The following is a 17,358-nucleotide window of genomic DNA, read 5'->3' on the forward strand; positions in this document are numbered from 1 at the left end:
ACCACCATGCCCAAACTCCCCCCCGCCCCTTTGCCCAAGCGCCGTGCAGCCGACATGGCCTACGACGCGATAGAGACGCTGATCTCCACCCTGCAGCTGGCCCCCGGCAGCCCGGTGGTGGAAGCCGACATCGTCGAGCTGACGCAGCTGGGCCGCACGCCGGTGCGCGAGGCGCTGCTGCGCATGGTGTCGATTGGATTGATCGTGCAGCAGCCGCGGCGCGGGCTGCTGGTGTCGCACATCGACCTGGCCGACCACCTGGACGTGGTGCAGACCCGGCGCGTGCTGGAGTGCCTGATTGCCGCCTGCTCGGCCCGCCGGGCCACGGCCTTGCAGCGCAAGGACATCCTGCGCTGCGCCGAGAAAATGGTGCAGGCCGCCACGCGCGGCCATCTGGTGGACTACATGGCCGCCGACCTGGCGCTGGACCAGGTGAACCACCAGGCCAGCCACAACCATTCGGCCGTCAAGGCCGTGGTGCCGCTGATCGTGCAGTGCCGACGCTTCTGGGTCGCCTACCAGCACGAGGGCGACATCATGGAAGCCGCGCAGGCACATATGGACCTGGCGCAGGGCATTGCCACGGGTGACGAAGCGGCAGCGGTGGGCGGGGCCACGCGGCTGATGGACTATCTGCAGGGCTTTGCGCGGCGGGTCATAGACAACTGAAGTCCATTCAGGTGTTTTTGCTCTTGTTTCTGATATCAAAACAAGAGCGGCTTACGCAGACTTTATAAGCGCTAAAGGCGTATTTATCTTCCTAAAACTAGCTGCAGTTCCAAAAATTTCAGGATGCGCAATTGAACATCCACTGAACGCCGAACCGATCCGTCAGTTTGCCGTAGTAGTCACCCCAGGGCTGTACATCCAGCGGCGTGGTCACCTGGCCGCCGACCGCCAGACGGGTGAAGAGAAGTTGCGTTTGCGCACGGTCATCCAATACGAAAATCATCGCGGAACCACGCATGGGTTCCGCGTCGTCGTTGTCGGACGCAAAGAAGCGAACCCCAGGCCCCTCAAACTGCGCGTGCATGATCTTGCCGCGCATCGACTCTGCGCGCACAGGCATTCCATTGTCCCCGTGGCGGAGCGTGGAAACCACCGCCCCCAGGCCGCAGTCCGCGTAGAACTGCAGTGCCGGCTCGCAGTGGGTCGTAAAGAATAAGTAGTTCGAAAGATGCATGCTTGGCTTAGCCCAAAGCGGCAGCGGCACCCAGCTGCGCATTGGTCATCGCCTTGCCGGCAATGCCCCATGCACCGTCCACGGCGTGCACCACATTGATCCAGATGTGCTCCTTCGGCTGCTTGCCACCCGACATCGCATGGATGATGTCCGTGGCTTCTTCGCAATAGCCAAGCTGTATTTCACGACTGGCAAACGCAAAAGAAGGCACTTTCCATTCAATGAACACGACCGGCGTCTCTTGCGACCCGGAGAAGGTGTGCTCCCCGGCCAGCACCTGGACGGAGCCCACTACATTCGGCGTCATCACTGCGTTGCCCGCCAGGCCATGCCACTTCAACATGGCGTCTGACAGGCGGGCAAAGGCGACTTTCTCGCTGCCTTTGGGCAGAACTCCTTCGGTGACGGTAAGGGTGAGAGGCATTTCAGTACTCCTGAGGGTGGGATGAGCTGATCGCACAGACGAGCAGCGCGGAAGTTAAAATAACTACCGTGATGTGAATATACATAACGATCGTTATCCCAGCAAGCATTTTTGCGTTTTATCAATTTCCACAATAGAAGGTCCCGTGTCTCGATCTGAACAAAAACTACAGACGCGTCAGCGCATCCTCGATGCAGCGGGACGTGGTTTTCGCAAAGGTGGCTTTGGCGGCATCGGCGTGGACGGCCTGGCGAAAGAGGCCGGGGTAACCTCCGGTGCTTTTTACGTGCACTTCGACTCCAAGGCTGCAGCGTTCCGTGCATCGGTTGCGCAGGGGATGGCGGACCTCAAAGACGGTGTACGCCACTGCCAAACACAGTACGGGCGAACCTGGTGGGCGGAATTTGTGCGCTTCTATCTAGGTGCGAAGCGCACTTGCGAACTACCTGAAAGCTGTGCTTTGCAAAGCCTGGCCTCGGAAGTGGCCCGTTCCGATGCGCCATCGCGTGCGGCGTTCGAGGCCGAACTGCGCGACGTGGCGGCCATCGTCGCGGCGGGGCCGCCGTCGGACGATGCCCCCCCCGACGTGGACGCCGCGTGGGCAGCCATGGCCACGTTGGTGGGCGCTGTGACTTTCGCCCGCGCGGTCAATGATCCCGCAATGGCAGAAAGAATCGCGGCCGCAGCAGAACGCGTATTGCTGCCGACCCACTACCGCAGCCTTGAAACCTGAAAAAGGCCCTTTTTCACAGCAAGATTAGGCACTCTCCATCGCCGCCACCCCGTCCCCAAACCCGTTTGCCAGTGCCTGCCGCAGATAGTTCACAAACGCCGTCACCGCGCGCGGCACATGGGCGGTGTAGGGGCGGATGGCGTACAGCTGGTCCGCATAGCCGCCCACCAGTTGCCAGTCGGGCAGCACCGGCACCAGCTTGCTGGCACGCAAACTGGCAGGCAGGCTGAAGTCGGGCAGCAGCGCGATGCCCAGCCCAGTGACGGCAGCGTCGCGCAGCGCCTCGCTGTTATTGGCCGACAGCACGCCCGACACCGGCACCGTCACCCGCTCCACATTCGATCCCGTGCCCTGCGCAAAAGTCCAGGCCGGCGTGTCCTGGGCGCGTGGGTAGTGCAGGCAGCTGTGGTTGCGCAGGTCTTCGGGCCGCAGCGGGGTGCCGCGCTTGCGCAGATAGCTGCGGCTGGCCACCAGTACCGAGCGGGTGGCGCACAGCGTCCAGGCAACATGGGTATCCGGCGGCGCGGCGGTGTGGCGTATCGCCAGGTCAAAGCCTTCGGTGGCCAGGCTGGACAGCCGGTCCGACAGCTCCAATTCGAGGCGCACATCCGGGTATTCGCGCAGAAAGTCGGCCAGCCGCGGCACCAGCTGTTGGCGCGCAAATGCCACCGGCGCCGTCACCCGCAGCAGACCGTGCGGCGCATCGGCCAGGTCGCGCACCTGGGCAAAGCTCTGGGCGATCTGCTCGAACGAGGCCCGGGTATCGTCCACCAGGCGCTGGCCGGCCTCGGTCAGGCGCACGCTGCGCGTGGTGCGGCGCACCAGGGGCACGCCGGCCATCTGCTCCAGGTCGGCCATGCGCTGGCTCATCGCCGCCTTGCTGACGCCCAGCCGCGCCGCCGCCGCGGTGTAGCTGCCCTGCTGGGCCAGCACGGTCAGCCAGTGCAAGTGGCTCCAGAGTTCGTTGATTTTCTGTTCGTTCATGACCCTATTGTTCACTATTCTGAACAATCAATTCAGGGTTTCGGCCTTGTAGCGCAGGGGGCGAGTCCATAAACTGCAAGTCCGCACTACACAACGAGACACCTACCATGTCCTACACCGATAACACCGAAGTCGCCCAGTACATCCAGGGCCAACGCAGCACCGGCACGGGCACCCGCACCCAGCCCGTGTACAACCCCGCCACCGGCGCCGTGGCGCGCCAAGTGCGCCTGGGCAATGTGCAGGACGTGGATGCCGCCGTGGCATCCGCCAAGGCAGCCTTCCCCAAGTGGTCTGACACGCCGCCAATCCGCCGCGCCCGCGTGATGTTCAAGTTCCTGGAACTGCTGAACCTGCGCAAGGACGAGCTGGCCCACATGATCACCGCCGAGCACGGCAAGGTGTTCACCGACGCCCAGGGCGAAGTCGCCCGCGGTATCGACATCGTCGAATTCTCCTGCGGCATCCCCCAGCTGCTGAAGGGCGACTTCACCGACCAGGTCAGCACCGGCATCGACAACTGGACCCTGCGCCAACCCCTGGGCGTGGTCGCCGGCATCACGCCGTTCAACTTCCCCGTGATGGTGCCGATGTGGATGTTCCCGGTGGCGATTGCGGCCGGCAACACCTTCATCCTGAAGCCCAGCCCTACCGACCCAAGCCCCAGCCTGTTCATTGCCGACCTGCTGAAGCAAGCCGGCCTGCCAGATGGCGTGTTCAACGTGGTGCAAGGCGACAAGGAAGCCGTGGACGCACTGCTGGTGCACCCCGATGTGAAGGCCGTCAGCTTCGTCGGCTCCACCCCCATCGCCAACTACATCTATGAAACCGGCGCCCACCACGGCAAGCGCGTGCAGGCCCTGGGCGGCGCGAAGAACCACATGGTGGTCATGCCCGATGCCGACGTGGACCAAGTCGTGGACGCACTGATCGGCGCAGGCTACGGCTCGGCTGGCGAACGCTGCATGGCGATTTCGGTCGCGGTGCTGGTGGGCGACGTAGCCGACAAGGTCATCCCCAAGCTGCTGGAGCGCACCAAGACCCTCAAGGTGCTGAACGGCACCAATCTGGCCGCCGAGATGGGCCCCATCGTGACTGCCGCCGCCCATGCCCGCATCAGCGGCTACATCGAACAAGGCATCAAGGAAGGCGCGACGCTGCTGGCCGATGGCCGCGGTTTTGACGGCGCCAAGGCCGGCGACGGCTGTGGCGAAGGCTTCTGGCTGGGCGGCACGCTGTTCGACAACGTCACGCCCGACATGAAGATCTACAAGGAAGAAATCTTCGGCCCGGTGCTGGGCTGCATGCGCGTGCCCGACTTCGGCACCGCCGTGCAACTAATCAACGACCACGAGTTCGGCAACGGTGTGGCCTGCTTCACCCGCGACGGCAACGTGGCCCGCGAATTCGCGCGCCGCATCCAGGTCGGCATGGTCGGCATCAACGTGCCGATCCCAGTGCCCATGGCCTGGCACGGCTTCGGTGGCTGGAAGAAGAGCCTGTTTGGCGACATGCACGCCTACGGCGAAGAAGGCGTGCGCTTCTACACCAAGCAAAAATCCATCATGCAACGCTGGCCCGAAAGCATCGCCAAGGGCGCTGAGTTTGTGATGCCTACCGCCAAGTAAACACCACCGCTCTAAAAACCTCCACCTGTGGCGACACGGCTGGAGGTTTTTTTACATGCCCAGGGATTTAAGGAAATCGTCGGTGTCGGTGTCTGCAGCAGGCGCTGGCGGCCGAGGTGCTGGCGCACCGCTATGCGACTGGGCCATCAGTGCCGTCGCGTCGGGGATTTCCACGTCGAAGTCCACCAGCTTGATGAACTCGGTGCGGTCTACTGCCAGCTCCAGGTAGAAGATGTTGTTCTTGGCGGTGTAGAAGGTCACCCGGCGTGCCTCGGGCTTGTCGAGGTTGGCGTCCACGCTCATGATCACCTGCTTGTTCAGCACCAGCATCTTGGGCTGGTTCTGGGTGATCTGGGTTTGCAGTTCGCGCCGCACCTTGCCGGTGAAGTCGCCGACCACCTGGTTCATCAGCTCGCCCATCACGTTGCTGACTTCGTCCGAGGTGAAGGAGGTCACCAGATCGGCCTTGGACATGCCCATGTTCAGCAGATAGGTTTCATACAACTCCATCGCCGCCTGGGCCGTGAAGTTGATGATCACCAGGCCCGAGAAGCCACCGTCGAATAGCACAAAGCAGCCGATGTCGGGCTTCAGGCAGGTCTTGCTGATGCGCTGCACCATGCCCGAGTAATGGATATGACTGCCGGTCGCAACGTTCAACACCCGGCTCACGGAATTGCACAGGCTCAGCAACAGGTCTTCGGTACCAAATACGATGGGAGGTTCTTGCATGCTCATGGTGTTCTTGTCGCCTGGGATTGAGAAACGGTAAGTGGCAGAGCATAGGCGATGTAAGCACTTGTAGAGCGGCTTTTGCGACGCGTCGCGCGCCAGCAACTACCGCCAAGCACCACATGCAAGTGGTTCTGCGCAACTTAATTCACGCCCGCTGCCTTGCCGCTGCCCTGGCCCGGCTTTTAAAATACGCTGCAGCGGACATGTGTTCCGCAAAGGCCTGACTGTATGAACTCGATCTCCGCCATCTCGCTGTCTGGCCTGCAAGCTGCCCAAACGCGGCTCAATTCCTCTGCCCACAATATTGCCAACGGCCAGACCGAAGGCTTTCGGCGCCTGGAAGTGCAGCAGCAAACCCAGACCGACGGTGGCGTCAGCACCCAGGTGGACCGGGCGGCCACGCCAGGCGAAGCGCTGGTGACCGACGTGGTCGACCAACTGCAGGCCAAAAACAGCTTTCTGGCCAACCTCAGCGTCTTCAAAACCAACGACCGCATGCTTGGCTCGTTGCTGGACGCCAAAGCCTAGGCCCGCTAGGGTCAGCCCGCTGCACAGCCACCGCGGACTCTGCCACACTCCGGCCCTAGGAGACGATCCGTACCCTGCCACCGCCCTACTCTGCCACTCCGTTTTGCCATTGCAGGCTGCCCCATGAAACCAGTGGACCCACGCCCCGACGATCTCTCCACCTGCCAGGCGATGGTGATTGACAGCCATGCCACCTCGCGTTCGATCCTGGTCGCCCAGCTCCGCGATTTTGGCGTGGGCAAGGTGGTGCAATGCCTGAGCACCGCCCACGCGCGCCGCCTGCTGGAACACGAACGCTTCGACATGGTCTTGTGCGAGCACCAGTTCGATTCCAGCTCCTCGTCCGGGCAAGACCTGGTGGACGATCTGCGGCGCAACCAGCTGCTGCCGTTTTCCACCGTCTTCATCATGGTGACGGCCGAGGCCACCTACACCAAGGTTGCCGAAGCCGCGGAATCGGCGCTCGACGGCTACCTGCTCAAACCCCACAGCGCCAACAACCTGGGCGAACGCCTGTACCAGGCGCGGGCCCGCAAGATCGCGCTGCGCGGTATCTTTGAGGCGATTGACGAAGGCGACTTCGAGCGCGCGGCCAGTCTGTGCGTCAGCCGGTTCGAGGCCCGCGCGCCCTACTGGCTGTACGCCGCGCGGGTAGGCGCCGAGCTGCTGCTGCGCACCGGCCAGTACGACAAGGCACAAACCCTGTACGAAGCAGTGATCGCCGCCAAAACCCTGCCCTGGGCCAAGCTGGGTGTGGCCCGCTCTTTGCTGGACAGTGGCCAGACCGCCAAGGCCACCAGCGCGATTGAAAACCTGCTCGGTGAGAACCCGAACTACGCCGATGCCTACGACATCCTGGGCCGGGCCCAGTTCGAGCTGGGCAAGTACGAGCTGGCCATGAACTCCTACCAGATGGCGGTGGACATGGCGCCCGACTCCATCAGCCGCTCGCAAAACCTCGGGCTGATGATGTACTACGTAGGCGACCGCAAACAGGCCGAGAAAGTGCTGGAACGCACGGTACGCCTGGGGCTGGACTCCAAGATGCTGGACTGCCAGACCCTGGTGCTGCTGGGCTTCATGCGGATCGAAGCCAACGACCGCAAGGGCTTGCAACGCTGCTGCGACGACTTCAAGCGGGTGGTCGAGCGCTGCACCGATACCGCGCGCGGCCAGCGCCTGTCGAACATCATGAGCACGCTGATGGACATCCTGGAGCACCAGTCGGCCGAGGCCGTCCGAACCATCCGCGAACTCGCGCGCGGTGTGAAATCGCCAGAGTTCGATTTCGAGTCGGCCTCTAACCTGCTGGCCCTGACCAGCCTGCTGGCCCAGAGAACCATCCAGCTCGACGAGGTGAACGGCATGATCGACACCCTGGGCATGCGCTTTTGCACCACCAAGCCGCTGAGCGAGCTGCTCGCAGGCTCGGCGGCCAGCTTCCCCAGCTATGCGGAGCGCATCCGCGCCTGCCATCCGCAGATCGCCAAGTTCACCGAAAGTGCCATGTCGCTGAGCCTGCGCGGCGACCCCAAGGGCGCGGTGGAAGACCTTATTGCCCACGGCAACAGCACCTTGAACGGCAAGCTGATCGAAACCGCCTACCTGGTGCTGCAGCGCTACGGCGAGAAGATCGACGGCCACACCAGCCTGATGGCCACGGTGCAAGAGCTGCGTACCCGCTTCGCACCGGCCAACGCCCGCTCGGTGCTGGGCGACCCGAAACGCCAGGCCGGCGAGCTGATACTGCGTACCGGCGGCACCGCGGCGCGGGCCTTGCCCGGCATGCAGCCGGTCGCACCGCCCGAGCCACGCCACGCCATAATGAACACAGCTCTTACCGATAAAACCAATGCCCTGGCACGCCCGTCTTGACCTGAATTACCGCCTCGAAGCCCACCGCAGCATCGCCCGCCACCAGCACACCGGCCCGCTGCGCATCCTGCAAAGCCTGTACCCCGAAGGCGACGGCATCTGCCACAACGTCTTGGTGCACCCGCCGGGCGGCCTGGTCGGCGGCGACACGCTGGACATCCAGGTGCAGGTAGAGCCTGGCGCCCACGGCCTGGTCACTACCCCCGGCGCCACCCGCTTCTACCGATCCGCCGGCGAGCCGGCATTGCAAAACACCCAGATCCACGTAGCCGCCGGAGGCCGCATGGAATGGCTGCCCACCGAGGCGCTTTGCTACAACCAGTGCCTGGCCGAAAACCGCCTGCGTTTCCACCTGGAGCCCGGCGCTGAACTGATGGGTTGGGACGTGACCGCCTTCGGCCTGCCGCAAGCGAACCAACCCTTTGTGCAAGGCAGCTTCTGCCAGCACCTGGAACTGCCCGGCGTCTGGCTGGAGCGCGGCCGCATCGACGCCAGCGACACGCGCTTGCTCGACAGCCCGCTGGGCCTGGCCGGCCACAAGTGCATGGCCTCGATCTTCTTCCTGGCTGGTAGCAAGCTGGACAACGCACGCCGCGCCGAAGCGCTGGACGTTGCCCGCCAGGTCATAGACAGCCACTCCCTGCACCCCAGCGCCGGCGCCACCAGCCCCGACGGACAGGTGGTTGTGGTGCGCGTGCTCGCCCCCTTGGTAGAGCCCGCGATGGATTTGGTGAAACAGGTCTGGGCCGCCTGGCGTGCCCATTTCTGGCAGCTATCCGCCACCCGCCCCAGAATCTGGGCGATGTAGACGAAATAGGCTTCTAGCGCAGGTAGTATCTGCGCGAGCAGCTACACAAAAGATAGTCAACGCAGATTCCAGAACGGCCGCGAATAAACGCGACTGACTGATCCAGAAACACCGCGGAACTGGCTCCGCCAGGCCGCTGGTGTTGCCCCCTGCAAGGGGGTTGGCGAAAACACGAAGTGTGTAGCCTGGGGGTGAGCCTATGCAGCGCCCACCAGCATCTGCACAAACATCTGCAGCTTGGTATTCGTCTCGGTGCCCAGGGCGGTGAATTCCAGCCCGGCCAGCACCAAGCCATCGGCATGCGAGATCTTCATCACCCTGGCGTAGATATCGGTCACAGGGTACTCGACCAGGGTCATGTCAAAGTTCAGCTTCACGTCGAAGCCGACTTCCAGCGGCAAGTCCAGCTCCAGCAGCACGCCGTGGTAGCCGATGTCGAGGATGTGCGCCTTGATGGGGTTGGGCAGCACGGTCGTGCCTTCCAGAATCTGCAGGCTGCAGGGGATGCGCACCTCGGCCCGGTGGCTGCGGCGGAACTCCTGGCGCGGCACTTTGAGGTGCATGCTGGGGATGGCGATCAGCTCGCGCAGCTTCACCGGCACCAGCTTGCCGGCCACAAACACATCCACCGGCTCGGTGGCCGACACCGTGCCATTGCTGCGCTTGTAGGTGTTCTCGCTGATCAGCACCTGGCCGCGCAGGCTGAAGGATTCGATGCGCGAGGCCAGGCTGACCTCGTTGCCGATCACCGTGTACTGCGAAAAAGACTCGGAACCGAAGCGCCCGACCATCACCGAGCCGGTGTTGATGCCTATGCCCATGTACAGCTCGGGCATGCGGCCGCGCTGGTACTGGTCGTTCAGCAGGCGCATGGCCAGCTGCATCTCCACCGCGCAGGCCATGGCCCGCATCACATCGTCAGGCCGCTCGGCATGGGCGCCGAACAGCACGGTCATGGAATCGCCGGTGAACTTGTCGATGCTGCCCTGGTAGCGCGCAATCACCTCGCTCATGCGCTCCAGGCACAGGTTCAGCATGGTGACGATGGTGCCGGCCGGGTGGGTGGCCGTCAGCGCGATAAAGCCGCGCAAATCGGCCACCAGGATGGTGACCTCGCGCTTCACCACCGCCAATTCCTGGCCGACAGCCGGCTCGCCCAGCGCTGCATCCATGATGGCCGTCAGTTCGGCATCTACCGCGGGCGTCACCGCGGCACCGGTTTCACGCGCCAGCAGCGCCCGCAGGCGACTTTGCGCCTCCATCCTCGAATCAGTTTTCATGCGGTCAGTCGTTCCAAGTAGGTTGAGCAAGATGCGCTGTTCCGAGAATAGTGTGGCACTGGGGAGCGGTCAAGCTGCAACACCCTGACTGGGCTGCGGGCTGGCCATCAGGCCGTCGGCCTTGAACATCGCTTTGATGCCGCGCACCGCCTGGCGGATGCGGGCCTCGTTCTCGATCAGCGCAAAGCGTACATGCTCATCGCCATGGTCGCCAAAACCGATGCCCGGCGATACCGATACCTTGGCCTTGGCCAGCAGCTGCTTGGCAAACTCCAGCGAGCCCAGCGCCCGGTAGGGCTCGGGGATGCGTGCCCAGATGTACATGCTGGCCTTGGGGCAGTCCACCTGCCAGCCGGCGTCGATCAGGCCCTTGTACAGCACGTCGCGCCGCGCCTGGTAGGTGGCGGCGATCTCGGTCACGCAGCTCTGGTCGCCTTCCAGTGCGGCAATCGCCGCCACCTGCAGCGGGGTGAAGGTGCCGTAGTCGTGGTAGCTCTTGATGCGCGCCAGGGCCGCCACCAGGTCCGGGTTGCCGACCATGAAGCCCACACGCCAGCCCGCCATGTTGTAGCTCTTGGACAGGGTGAAGAACTCCACCGCGATGTCTTTCGCACCCGGCACCTGCATGATGCTGGGGGCCTTCCAGCCGTCGAACACGATGTCGGCATAGGCCAGGTCGTGCACCACAAAGATGTCGTGCTTCTTGGCCAGCGCAATCACCTTCTCGAAGAACGGCAGCTCCACGCACTGCGCCGTCGGGTTGCTGGGGAAGCCCAACACCATCATTTTGGGTTTGGGATAGCTGCCGCGGATGGCTTTTTCCAGCTCGGCGAAGAAGTCCACGCCCTCGGTCAGCGGCACGCTGCGGATGTCGGCGCCGGCAATCACCGCACCGTAGATGTGGATGGGGTAGCTCGGATCGGGCACCAGCACGGTATCGCCACGGTCCAGCGTGGCCAGCATCAGATGCGCCAGACCTTCCTTGGAGCCTATGGTGACGATAGCTTCGCTGTCGGGGTCGATGTCGACCGCGTAACGGTCCTGGTACCACTTGCTGATGGCGCGGCGCAGGCGCGGAATGCCCTTGCTGGCCGAATAACCGTGGGTGTTGGGCCGCTGCGCGACCTCGGTGAGCTTGGCCACGATGTGCGCAGGCGTGGCGCCATCGGGATTGCCCATGCTCATGTCGATGATGTCTTCGCCACGCCGGCGCGCAGCCAGTTTCAGCTCGGCCGTGATGTTGAAGACGTAGGGGGGCAGGCGGTCAATGCGCGCGAAACGGCGCTTGCCTGCAGAAGATGCAGCCATGTTGATAAATCTCACGTAAGCGCCCGGAACCGTCCGAGCGACGTGGTGCGCAATGGGGCGCACCGGAGCACATGGTAGCCGAAGAAATCGCGGATTTAGCGCATTCAAGCGCTGGTGTTCAACAGGCGACCTATGCTTTGGCTGCTGCCACGCAGCTGGCGCTCGTAGGTGTCGTCCAGCTGCTTGCTGCGGTTGCTGAGGTTGGTGGCGTAGTCCTGGCTGCTGCGGGCTACGCGGTCCATGCTGTCCGCCTGCTGGCGCAATTCATTGGCCTTGGTCTGGGCTTGCTCGGCATCGCGCCGCGCCTGCATCACCCGCGACGGGTCGGGGGCCGCAGTGACGGAAGGAACTGCAGCAAAGCCGGCGCTGATGGTGGCCATGGCGCGCTCTCGGGTCGCTCAATGGCGGGGTTGCAGATCAGGCGGTGGTGTTGAGCAAGCCGCCGATGGTCTGGCCCTGGCCATTCACCACGGGCGCAGGTTTGGTCTGCTCCAGCTTCTTGGCCGCAGCCTCCTGCTGCTGGCGCACCGCGCGGTTCTGCGCCTGTTGCGACTCATCGGTGAGCTGGGTGGACTGCGTCAAAGTCTGGGTGTACTGCCGAGAAACTGGGCTGATTTCCATGACGGGCTCCAGGAGTGGTTACAGGATTTTACGGTTGCAGGCCGGCGAGCGCAATGCGGGCGATTTAAGCCTTTTTAGCCCCAGATGCGGTAAATCCAGAAGCTCTCGTCCTCCAGCATGCGCCGGCGCAGCACCTCGGGGCTCAGGCCGGTGACACGGCGCGCCTCGCGGCAAAAATGCGATTGGTCGGCATAGCCCGAGCCGGCGGCCAAATCGGCCCAGTCCACATTGCCGGCGGCTACCGCATCGCGCGCCTGGAAGAACACGGCTTCGGCCCGGCTGCGGCCTTGCAGCTGGCGCAGGGTCTGTCCCGTCCAGGCCTTGATGCGGCGCTCGGCCTGGCGCAGGCTCTGCCCCACGCCGGAGGCCATGGCCCGCACCGCCAGGCCTTGGGCCCAGTCCTCATAGCTGCGCACCGGCACCGCGCCCAACTGGCGTGCCGCCTGCCAGCGCGGGGCGATGAAGGCCTCGATCAGGCGCACCCGGCTGGCGTCGTCGCCGGCTTGCAGCACAGCTTCGGCCATGGCGCACCAGTCGGCATCCAGCACCTGGTGCAGCGGCAGTGTGCGGTCCACCAGCGCGCCCACGTCCACACCGGTCAAGGCGTGCAGAGCGTCGGGCATCAGCATCAGCATGAAGCCCTCGGCCGGGCCCGGGTTGCGCGACACCGTGGGCCGGCTCTGTGGGCCAAAGAAGACCATGCGCGGCAGCCGCTGCGGCGCCGTGTCGTCATCGCCAGTGGGCAGTTGATAGCTCTCGCCGTGGCTGAGCCAGGACATGCCGCACAAAGGCGTGGCCGGAAAGTAATTCAAGCGCTCCAGCGGCTGCAAGTCGGCGCCCAGGGTGCTGCGGCTGATGTAGGCGCGCACGCAGGCCGCCAAGCCAGCACTCGGGGCGATCAGGGCTGCGCGGGGCTGGGTCATACAACCAGTTTAGTGCGCGGCCGGTGTCGTAATCGTTCAATACGCGCATGGCGGCAAGCGGCACAGTGGCGCCATGTCTTCCACCCTGTTCCCTCCCGGTCCGCACCGCCATGGCTTCGGCCTGCCCCTGCTGCGCCAGATGCGCCGCGACTACCTGGGCCTGGCCCGGCAGATGCACACCCGCTACGGCGACGCGGTGTACGCGCGCATCGGCCCCGAGCGCACGTTTGAGTTCTTTCACCCCGAGCTGGTGCGCGAGGTGCTGCTCGACCCCAGCCGCAGCTTCATCCGCTGGGAGCGCGGCACCCAGGTGTTTGCCGAGGTGCACGGCCAGAGCGTGCTGGTCACCGAGGGCGACACCTGGCAGCGCCAGCGGCGCATGCTGCAGCCCGGCTTTGGCCCCAAGCGCATGGCCGGCTATGCCCAGCACATGGCGGCCGCCGCCGCGCAAGCCCTGGAAGCGCTGCCGGACCAGGCCGAGCAGACGGTGGACTACGAGCACCTGATGACCCAGCTGACCATGGACGTGGTGCTGCGCACCTTGTTCAGCCAGCAGATCCAGGCCGCGGGGCGGCAGGAGGCGCTGGCGGCCGAACAGGCCGTGCAGCTGCTCAGCCGCCTGGGCATGGAAGAATTTTTCTGGCCCGCCAGCCTGCCCTACTGGCTGCCGCACAAATGGCCAGCCCGGCGCGCCAAGCGCACGCTGGACACACTGGTGCGGCGGCATATCCGGCAACGCCGCGCTGAGCCCCCAGGTGTCGAAAAAACCGACCTGCTGGGCATGCTGGTGGCCGTGCGCGACGAGGCCGGCGACCAGGGCGCCCTGAGCGAGCAGGAGATCCACGACCAGTGCATGACCATCTTTCTGGCCGGCCACGAAACCACGGCCTCGGCGCTCACCTGGTGGGGCCACTGCATGGCCAGCCAGCCGGTCTGCGCGCAGCGCGCCCAGGAGGAAGTCGACCGCGTGCTGGGCCAGCGCCCGCCCCGCTACGAAGACCTGCCGGCCCTGCCCTATCTGGCCCAGACGCTGAAGGAAACCCTGCGCCTGTACCCGCCCGCGGCCTCGCTGATCAGCCGGCGTGCCACCCGGTCGGTGCAGGTCGGCCCCTGGCAGCTGCCGCAGGGCGCGTTGGTGCGCATCACACCCTGGGTGCTGCAGCACGATGCACGCTGGTTTCCCGATCCCGAGCACTTCGACCCCGAGCGCTTTTCGGACGCCGGCCAGGCGGCCCAGGTGCGCGGCAGCTACCTGCCGTTTGGCGCCGGGCCGCGGGTCTGCATTGGTAATCTGTTCGCCATGACCGAGATGCAGCTGGTGGCGGCCATGCTGCTGCAGCGCTTCCAGCTGGCCCCGGTGGCCGGCCCGCCGCCGCAGCCGGTATTGAACGTCACGCTGCGCCCGGCCCAGGGTTTGCAGTTGCAGCTGCGGCGCCGGTAAATTTATAAAAATAAGGTCTGCAGCGCAGATAACACCAGCGCAAGCAGCTACAGAAACGATAGTAAAAAGCGCTGTCATCGGCTGGCCCGACAATAGCGGCTTTCCACTGCCTGCCCTGCTCCTATGCCGACCGCTCTGCCGCTGCGCCACCTCTTGCTTGCCCTGGCCGTGGTGGCGGTATGGGGCACCAATTTTGTCGTCATCAAGGTGGCGCTCGCGCACTTTCCGCCGCTGCTGCTGGCGGCCCTGCGCTTCACCCTGGCGCTGCTGCCCGCGGTGTTCTTTCTGCCGCGCCCGGCCGTGTCCTGGCGCAACCTGGCGGCCTACGGCGTGCTGATCGGCGTCGGCCAGTTTGGCGTGCTGTTCGTCGCCATGCAAGCGCAGATTTCGCCGGGCCTGGCCTCGCTGGTGGTGCAGATGCAGGTGTTCTTCACCATCGCCCTGGCCATGCGCATCACCCAGGAACGGGTCCAGCCCTTCCAGTGGTGGGCGCTGCTGCTGGCAGTGGCCGGCATCAGCGTCATCGTGCTGCACACCGATGGCAGCACCACGCCACTGGGCCTGGCGATGGCGCTGTTCGCGGCGCTGTGCTGGGGCGGCGGCAACACGGCTTCGCGCCAGGCCGGCCGGGTGAACATGCTGGCCTATGTGGTCTGGTCCAGCGCCTTTGCGGCGCCGCCGCTGATCCTGCTGTCGCTGGTGTTTGAAGGCAGCCATGCCTGGTGGACCAGCATGCAGAACGCCGACCTGCCGAGCTGGCTGGCCGTGGTCTGGCAGGCCTGGGGCAATAGCCTGTTTGGCTACGCAGTGTGGGCCTGGCTGCTGGGCCGCTACCCGGCCGCCACCATCAGCCCCACGGCGCTGATGGTGCCGATATTCGGCATGGGCACGGCCGCCTGGTGGCTGGGCGAACCGCTGCCGACCTGGAAGCTGGTGGCCGCCGGCCTGGTGATGTTAGGCCTGGCGCTGAACCTGCTGTGGCCGCGCTGGCGCCATCTGCTGTTACCTGTGCGACAGACCTAGCCGCATCTTCACGCGGCTGTCATGCCTGCTTCATGTAATGGGAACACCCCCACAGGAGTTTCCACAACATGACCGAACCCACCAGCCGCCGCAGCTTCCTCGTCCACACCTCGTCCACCGCCGCTGCACTGGCGGTCAGTGGCAGCCTGGTCGCCTGTGGCGATTCCAGCGCTACAGCGTCGGAGTTCAAATACGGAGTGGCCAGCGGCGACCCACTGTCAACCAGCGTGATTCTGTGGACCCATGCCAAGATCGCCGGCAGCACCAGCAGCGTAGGCCTGACCTGGCAAATCGCCAGCGACCGCAGCTTCAGCACGCTGCTGCAGTCCGGGCGCCTACAGGCTAGCGAGGCGACCTCTTTCACCGCCAAGGTGGATGTGACCGGCCTGGTGGCGGGCAGCAGCTATTTCTACCGTTTCATAGACGATGCCGGCGTGGCATCTGCCGTCGGCACAACCCGCACCCTGCCGGCCAGCAACGCCACCTCGGTCAAGTTGGCGGTGTTCTCCTGCGCCCTGTATTCGGAAGGCTACTTCAACACATACGACGCAGCCGCGAAGTCCGACGCCCAGTACGCCATCCACCTGGGTGACTACATCTACGAATACGGCGCCGACCCCACCAAGTTCGGCAACACCGACGCGGTGGCTCTGGGCCGCGTCACCAGCCCCGCCAACGACATCGTCAGCCTGAGCGACTACCGCACCCGCTATGCGCTGTACCGGGCCGACCCGAACCTGCAAGCGCTGCACGCCAGGATGCCGATGATCGCCGTCTGGGACGACCACGAATTTGCCAACAATGCCTACGTGGGCGGCGCTGAAAATCATAAGTCCGCCACCCAGGGCGACTGGCTAACCCGTAAAAACAACGCAGCCAAGGCGTACCACGAGTGGATGCCCATCCGCACTCCCGACGCCAGCAACCTGCTCAAGATCTACCGCAAATTCGACTTCGGCAACCTGCTGTCGCTGTACATGCTGGACACCCGCATCGAAGGCCGCGACCAGCAGTACGACAACTTTGGCGATGCCGATGGCGGCATTGCCCGCTACATAGCCGGCGTGACCCCGGCAAGCGACGGTACGCTGCCCGATGCCAGCCGCAAGATGATCAGCGCCACACAACAAAACTGGCTGAGCAGCGGGTTTGCTGCGTCTACCGCCACCTGGCAATTCCTGGGCAACCAGGACATCATGGCGCGCATGTGGTTCCCTGCGTCGGTACTGCAGGCCCAGGCCACAGCCGCTACCAACCCGGCAGCAGTGTCTACCGCGATCGGTGCCTACCTGACGGCCAAGGCCACCCGCTTCGCAGCGGGCGCCGCCGCGCTCACGCCCACCCAGGCCGCCTTGCTCAGCAGCAGCACCAACCCCCGCATTCCGTACAACCTGGACAGCTGGGACGGCTACCCCGCCAACCGCGAAGCGATTTTTCAAACGGCCAAAGCACAAGGCAAGAAGCTGGTGGCCTTGTCGGGCGATTCGCACAACGCCTGGTTTACCAACCTGACTACCCTGGCCGGCGACAAAGTGGGGGTGGAATTTGCGACCTCGTCGGTCAGTGCACCCGGTTTTGAAAGTGCCGGACTGGGCGGGCTGGCCAGCTCGCTCGATGGCAGTGCCCTGGTGCCGCAGTTGGGCAACGCCGCCATAGGCGCGGGCCTGGGGCTGATCGACGACCTGAACTATTCGGACACTACCCGCCGTGGCTATCTGCAGGTGACTGTCACTGCCGCAGCGGTAAAGGGCGAATTTATCTTTGTGAGCACCGTGAAGTCCACCAGCTACAGCGTGGTGGTGGGCAAAACCATCACGGTGGCCAGTACCGGCGCAGTCACTTACGCCTGACGCTGGCGTCGCCG

The 17,358-nt window shown here is 64.5% G+C and carries 18 protein-coding genes; 9 read left to right on the forward strand and 9 right to left on the reverse strand.

Annotation, left to right across the window (positions count from 1 at the left end; translation table 11 throughout):
* Positions 1–6: 6 nt before the first annotated feature.
* Positions 7–669 (forward strand): GntR family transcriptional regulator, encoded by a 663-nt coding sequence (locus BLT66_RS05250; RefSeq protein ID WP_092757033.1) that lies wholly within the window; start codon positions 7–9, stop codon positions 667–669.
* Between the two features lie 118 nt (positions 670–787).
* On the opposite strand, the gene BLT66_RS05255 is transcribed toward BLT66_RS05250, so the two are convergent.
* A complete protein-coding gene (locus BLT66_RS05255) occupies positions 788–1,183 on the reverse strand; it encodes a VOC family protein (RefSeq protein ID WP_092756364.1) in 396 nt (131 codons plus the stop codon).
* Positions 1,184–1,190: 7 nt separating this feature from the next.
* Complete coding sequence (locus BLT66_RS05260; RefSeq protein ID WP_092756366.1) at positions 1,191–1,607, reverse strand: 4-oxalocrotonate tautomerase; 417 nt, start codon at positions 1,605–1,607, stop codon at positions 1,191–1,193.
* A 145-nt stretch (positions 1,608–1,752) separates the two neighbouring features.
* On the opposite strand from BLT66_RS05260, the gene BLT66_RS05265 reads away from it, so the two are divergent.
* Entirely contained in the window at positions 1,753–2,340 is a 588-nt protein-coding gene (locus BLT66_RS05265; RefSeq protein WP_092756368.1) for a TetR/AcrR family transcriptional regulator, read from the forward strand.
* Positions 2,341–2,364: 24 nt separating this feature from the next.
* Here the strand turns inward: BLT66_RS05265 and BLT66_RS05270 are convergent, their stop codons facing one another.
* A complete protein-coding gene (locus BLT66_RS05270; protein ID WP_092756370.1) occupies positions 2,365–3,324 on the reverse strand; it encodes a LysR family transcriptional regulator in 960 nt (319 codons plus the stop codon).
* Positions 3,325–3,431: 107 nt separating this feature from the next.
* Here BLT66_RS05270 and BLT66_RS05275 point away from each other — a divergent pair, with 107 nt between their 5' ends.
* Positions 3,432–4,952: a CoA-acylating methylmalonate-semialdehyde dehydrogenase gene (locus tag BLT66_RS05275; RefSeq protein WP_092756372.1), complete on the forward strand. Its 1,521-nt coding sequence runs from the start codon at positions 3,432–3,434 to the stop codon at positions 4,950–4,952.
* A gap of 51 nt (positions 4,953–5,003) precedes the next feature.
* Here BLT66_RS05275 and BLT66_RS05280 read toward each other — a convergent pair whose 3' ends face one another.
* On the reverse strand, positions 5,004–5,690 hold the full coding sequence (locus BLT66_RS05280; RefSeq protein ID WP_092756374.1) for a DUF3334 family protein: 687 nt from the start codon (positions 5,688–5,690) through the stop codon (positions 5,004–5,006).
* A gap of 225 nt (positions 5,691–5,915) precedes the next feature.
* Between BLT66_RS05280 and BLT66_RS05285 the strand changes: the two genes are divergently transcribed.
* From BLT66_RS05285 to BLT66_RS05295, 3 genes are all read left to right on the forward strand, one after another.
* Positions 5,916–6,215, forward strand: coding sequence for a flagellar basal body protein (locus BLT66_RS05285; protein ID WP_092756376.1), 300 nt, complete (start codon positions 5,916–5,918; stop codon positions 6,213–6,215).
* A 123-nt stretch (positions 6,216–6,338) separates the two neighbouring features.
* A complete protein-coding gene (locus BLT66_RS05290) occupies positions 6,339–8,090 on the forward strand; it encodes a response regulator (protein WP_092756378.1) in 1,752 nt (583 codons plus the stop codon).
* Complete coding sequence (locus BLT66_RS05295) at positions 8,068–8,898, forward strand: urease accessory protein UreD (RefSeq protein WP_092756380.1); 831 nt, start codon at positions 8,068–8,070, stop codon at positions 8,896–8,898. Before BLT66_RS05290 ends, BLT66_RS05295 begins: the two co-directional genes overlap by 23 nt.
* 197 nt (positions 8,899–9,095) lie before the next feature.
* Here BLT66_RS05295 and BLT66_RS05300 read toward each other — a convergent pair whose 3' ends face one another.
* The 5 genes from BLT66_RS05300 to BLT66_RS05315 all read right to left on the reverse strand — a co-directional run bounded on the left by BLT66_RS05300 (position 9,096) and on the right by BLT66_RS05315 (position 13,030).
* A complete protein-coding gene (locus BLT66_RS05300) occupies positions 9,096–10,178 on the reverse strand; it encodes an adenylate/guanylate cyclase domain-containing protein (protein WP_092756382.1) in 1,083 nt (360 codons plus the stop codon).
* 69 nt (positions 10,179–10,247) lie between these two features.
* Entirely contained in the window at positions 10,248–11,486 is a 1,239-nt protein-coding gene (gene alaC / locus BLT66_RS05305) for an alanine transaminase (protein WP_092756384.1), read from the reverse strand.
* Positions 11,487–11,590: 104 nt separating this feature from the next.
* The gene (locus BLT66_RS05310) at positions 11,591–11,866 is read right to left on the reverse strand and encodes a hypothetical protein (protein WP_092756386.1); all 276 of its coding nucleotides are present in this window, start codon (positions 11,864–11,866) and stop codon (positions 11,591–11,593) included.
* Between the two features lie 37 nt (positions 11,867–11,903).
* Positions 11,904–12,107, reverse strand: coding sequence for a hypothetical protein (locus BLT66_RS26395; protein ID WP_143029145.1), 204 nt, complete (start codon positions 12,105–12,107; stop codon positions 11,904–11,906).
* Positions 12,108–12,181: 74 nt separating this feature from the next.
* On the reverse strand, positions 12,182–13,030 hold the full coding sequence (locus BLT66_RS05315) for a helix-turn-helix domain-containing protein (RefSeq protein WP_092756388.1): 849 nt from the start codon (positions 13,028–13,030) through the stop codon (positions 12,182–12,184).
* A gap of 73 nt (positions 13,031–13,103) precedes the next feature.
* Here BLT66_RS05315 and BLT66_RS05320 point away from each other — a divergent pair, with 73 nt between their 5' ends.
* The 3 genes from BLT66_RS05320 (at position 13,104) to BLT66_RS05330 (ending at position 17,344) form a co-directional block, all read left to right on the forward strand.
* Positions 13,104–14,471, forward strand: coding sequence for a cytochrome P450 (locus BLT66_RS05320; RefSeq protein ID WP_092756390.1), 1,368 nt, complete (start codon positions 13,104–13,106; stop codon positions 14,469–14,471).
* 135 nt (positions 14,472–14,606) lie between these two features.
* Positions 14,607–15,494 carry an EamA family transporter gene (locus BLT66_RS05325; protein ID WP_218922580.1) on the forward strand — a complete coding sequence of 296 codons (888 nt, stop codon included), beginning with the start codon at positions 14,607–14,609 and terminating at the stop codon, positions 15,492–15,494.
* A gap of 68 nt (positions 15,495–15,562) precedes the next feature.
* Entirely contained in the window at positions 15,563–17,344 is a 1,782-nt protein-coding gene (locus BLT66_RS05330; protein WP_092756394.1) for an alkaline phosphatase D family protein, read from the forward strand.
* Positions 17,345–17,358 lie beyond the last annotated feature (14 nt).

It is taken from the genome of Rhodoferax sp. OV413 (assembly GCF_900104385.1).
Taxonomy (GTDB): Bacteria; Pseudomonadota; Gammaproteobacteria; order Burkholderiales; family Burkholderiaceae_C; genus Rhodoferax_B.

Excerpts from the sequence above, each read along its gene's own strand:
- BLT66_RS05260 (WP_092756366.1), bottom strand. The coding sequence starts at position 1,607 with ATGCCTCTCACCCTTACCGTCACCGAAGGAGTTCTGCCCAAAGGCAGC.
- BLT66_RS05295 (WP_092756380.1), top strand. The coding sequence starts at position 8,068 with ATGCCCTGGCACGCCCGTCTTGACCTGAATTACCGCCTCGAAGCCCAC.
- BLT66_RS05285 (WP_092756376.1), top strand. The coding sequence starts at position 5,916 with ATGAACTCGATCTCCGCCATCTCGCTGTCTGGCCTGCAAGCTGCCCAA.
- BLT66_RS05290 (WP_092756378.1), top strand. The coding sequence starts at position 6,339 with ATGAAACCAGTGGACCCACGCCCCGACGATCTCTCCACCTGCCAGGCG.
- BLT66_RS05310 (WP_092756386.1), bottom strand. The coding sequence starts at position 11,866 with ATGGCCACCATCAGCGCCGGCTTTGCTGCAGTTCCTTCCGTCACTGCG.
- BLT66_RS05315 (WP_092756388.1), bottom strand. The coding sequence starts at position 13,030 with ATGACCCAGCCCCGCGCAGCCCTGATCGCCCCGAGTGCTGGCTTGGCG.
- alaC (WP_092756384.1), bottom strand. The coding sequence starts at position 11,486 with ATGGCTGCATCTTCTGCAGGCAAGCGCCGTTTCGCGCGCATTGACCGC.
- BLT66_RS26395 (WP_143029145.1), bottom strand. The coding sequence starts at position 12,107 with ATGGAAATCAGCCCAGTTTCTCGGCAGTACACCCAGACTTTGACGCAG.
- BLT66_RS05250 (WP_092757033.1), top strand. The coding sequence starts at position 7 with ATGCCCAAACTCCCCCCCGCCCCTTTGCCCAAGCGCCGTGCAGCCGAC.
- BLT66_RS05255 (WP_092756364.1), bottom strand. The coding sequence starts at position 1,183 with ATGCATCTTTCGAACTACTTATTCTTTACGACCCACTGCGAGCCGGCA.
- BLT66_RS05275 (WP_092756372.1), top strand. The coding sequence starts at position 3,432 with ATGTCCTACACCGATAACACCGAAGTCGCCCAGTACATCCAGGGCCAA.
- BLT66_RS05280 (WP_092756374.1), bottom strand. The coding sequence starts at position 5,690 with ATGAGCATGCAAGAACCTCCCATCGTATTTGGTACCGAAGACCTGTTG.
- BLT66_RS05330 (WP_092756394.1), top strand. The coding sequence starts at position 15,563 with ATGACCGAACCCACCAGCCGCCGCAGCTTCCTCGTCCACACCTCGTCC.
- BLT66_RS05320 (WP_092756390.1), top strand. The coding sequence starts at position 13,104 with ATGTCTTCCACCCTGTTCCCTCCCGGTCCGCACCGCCATGGCTTCGGC.
- BLT66_RS05300 (WP_092756382.1), bottom strand. The coding sequence starts at position 10,178 with ATGAAAACTGATTCGAGGATGGAGGCGCAAAGTCGCCTGCGGGCGCTG.
- BLT66_RS05270 (WP_092756370.1), bottom strand. The coding sequence starts at position 3,324 with ATGAACGAACAGAAAATCAACGAACTCTGGAGCCACTTGCACTGGCTG.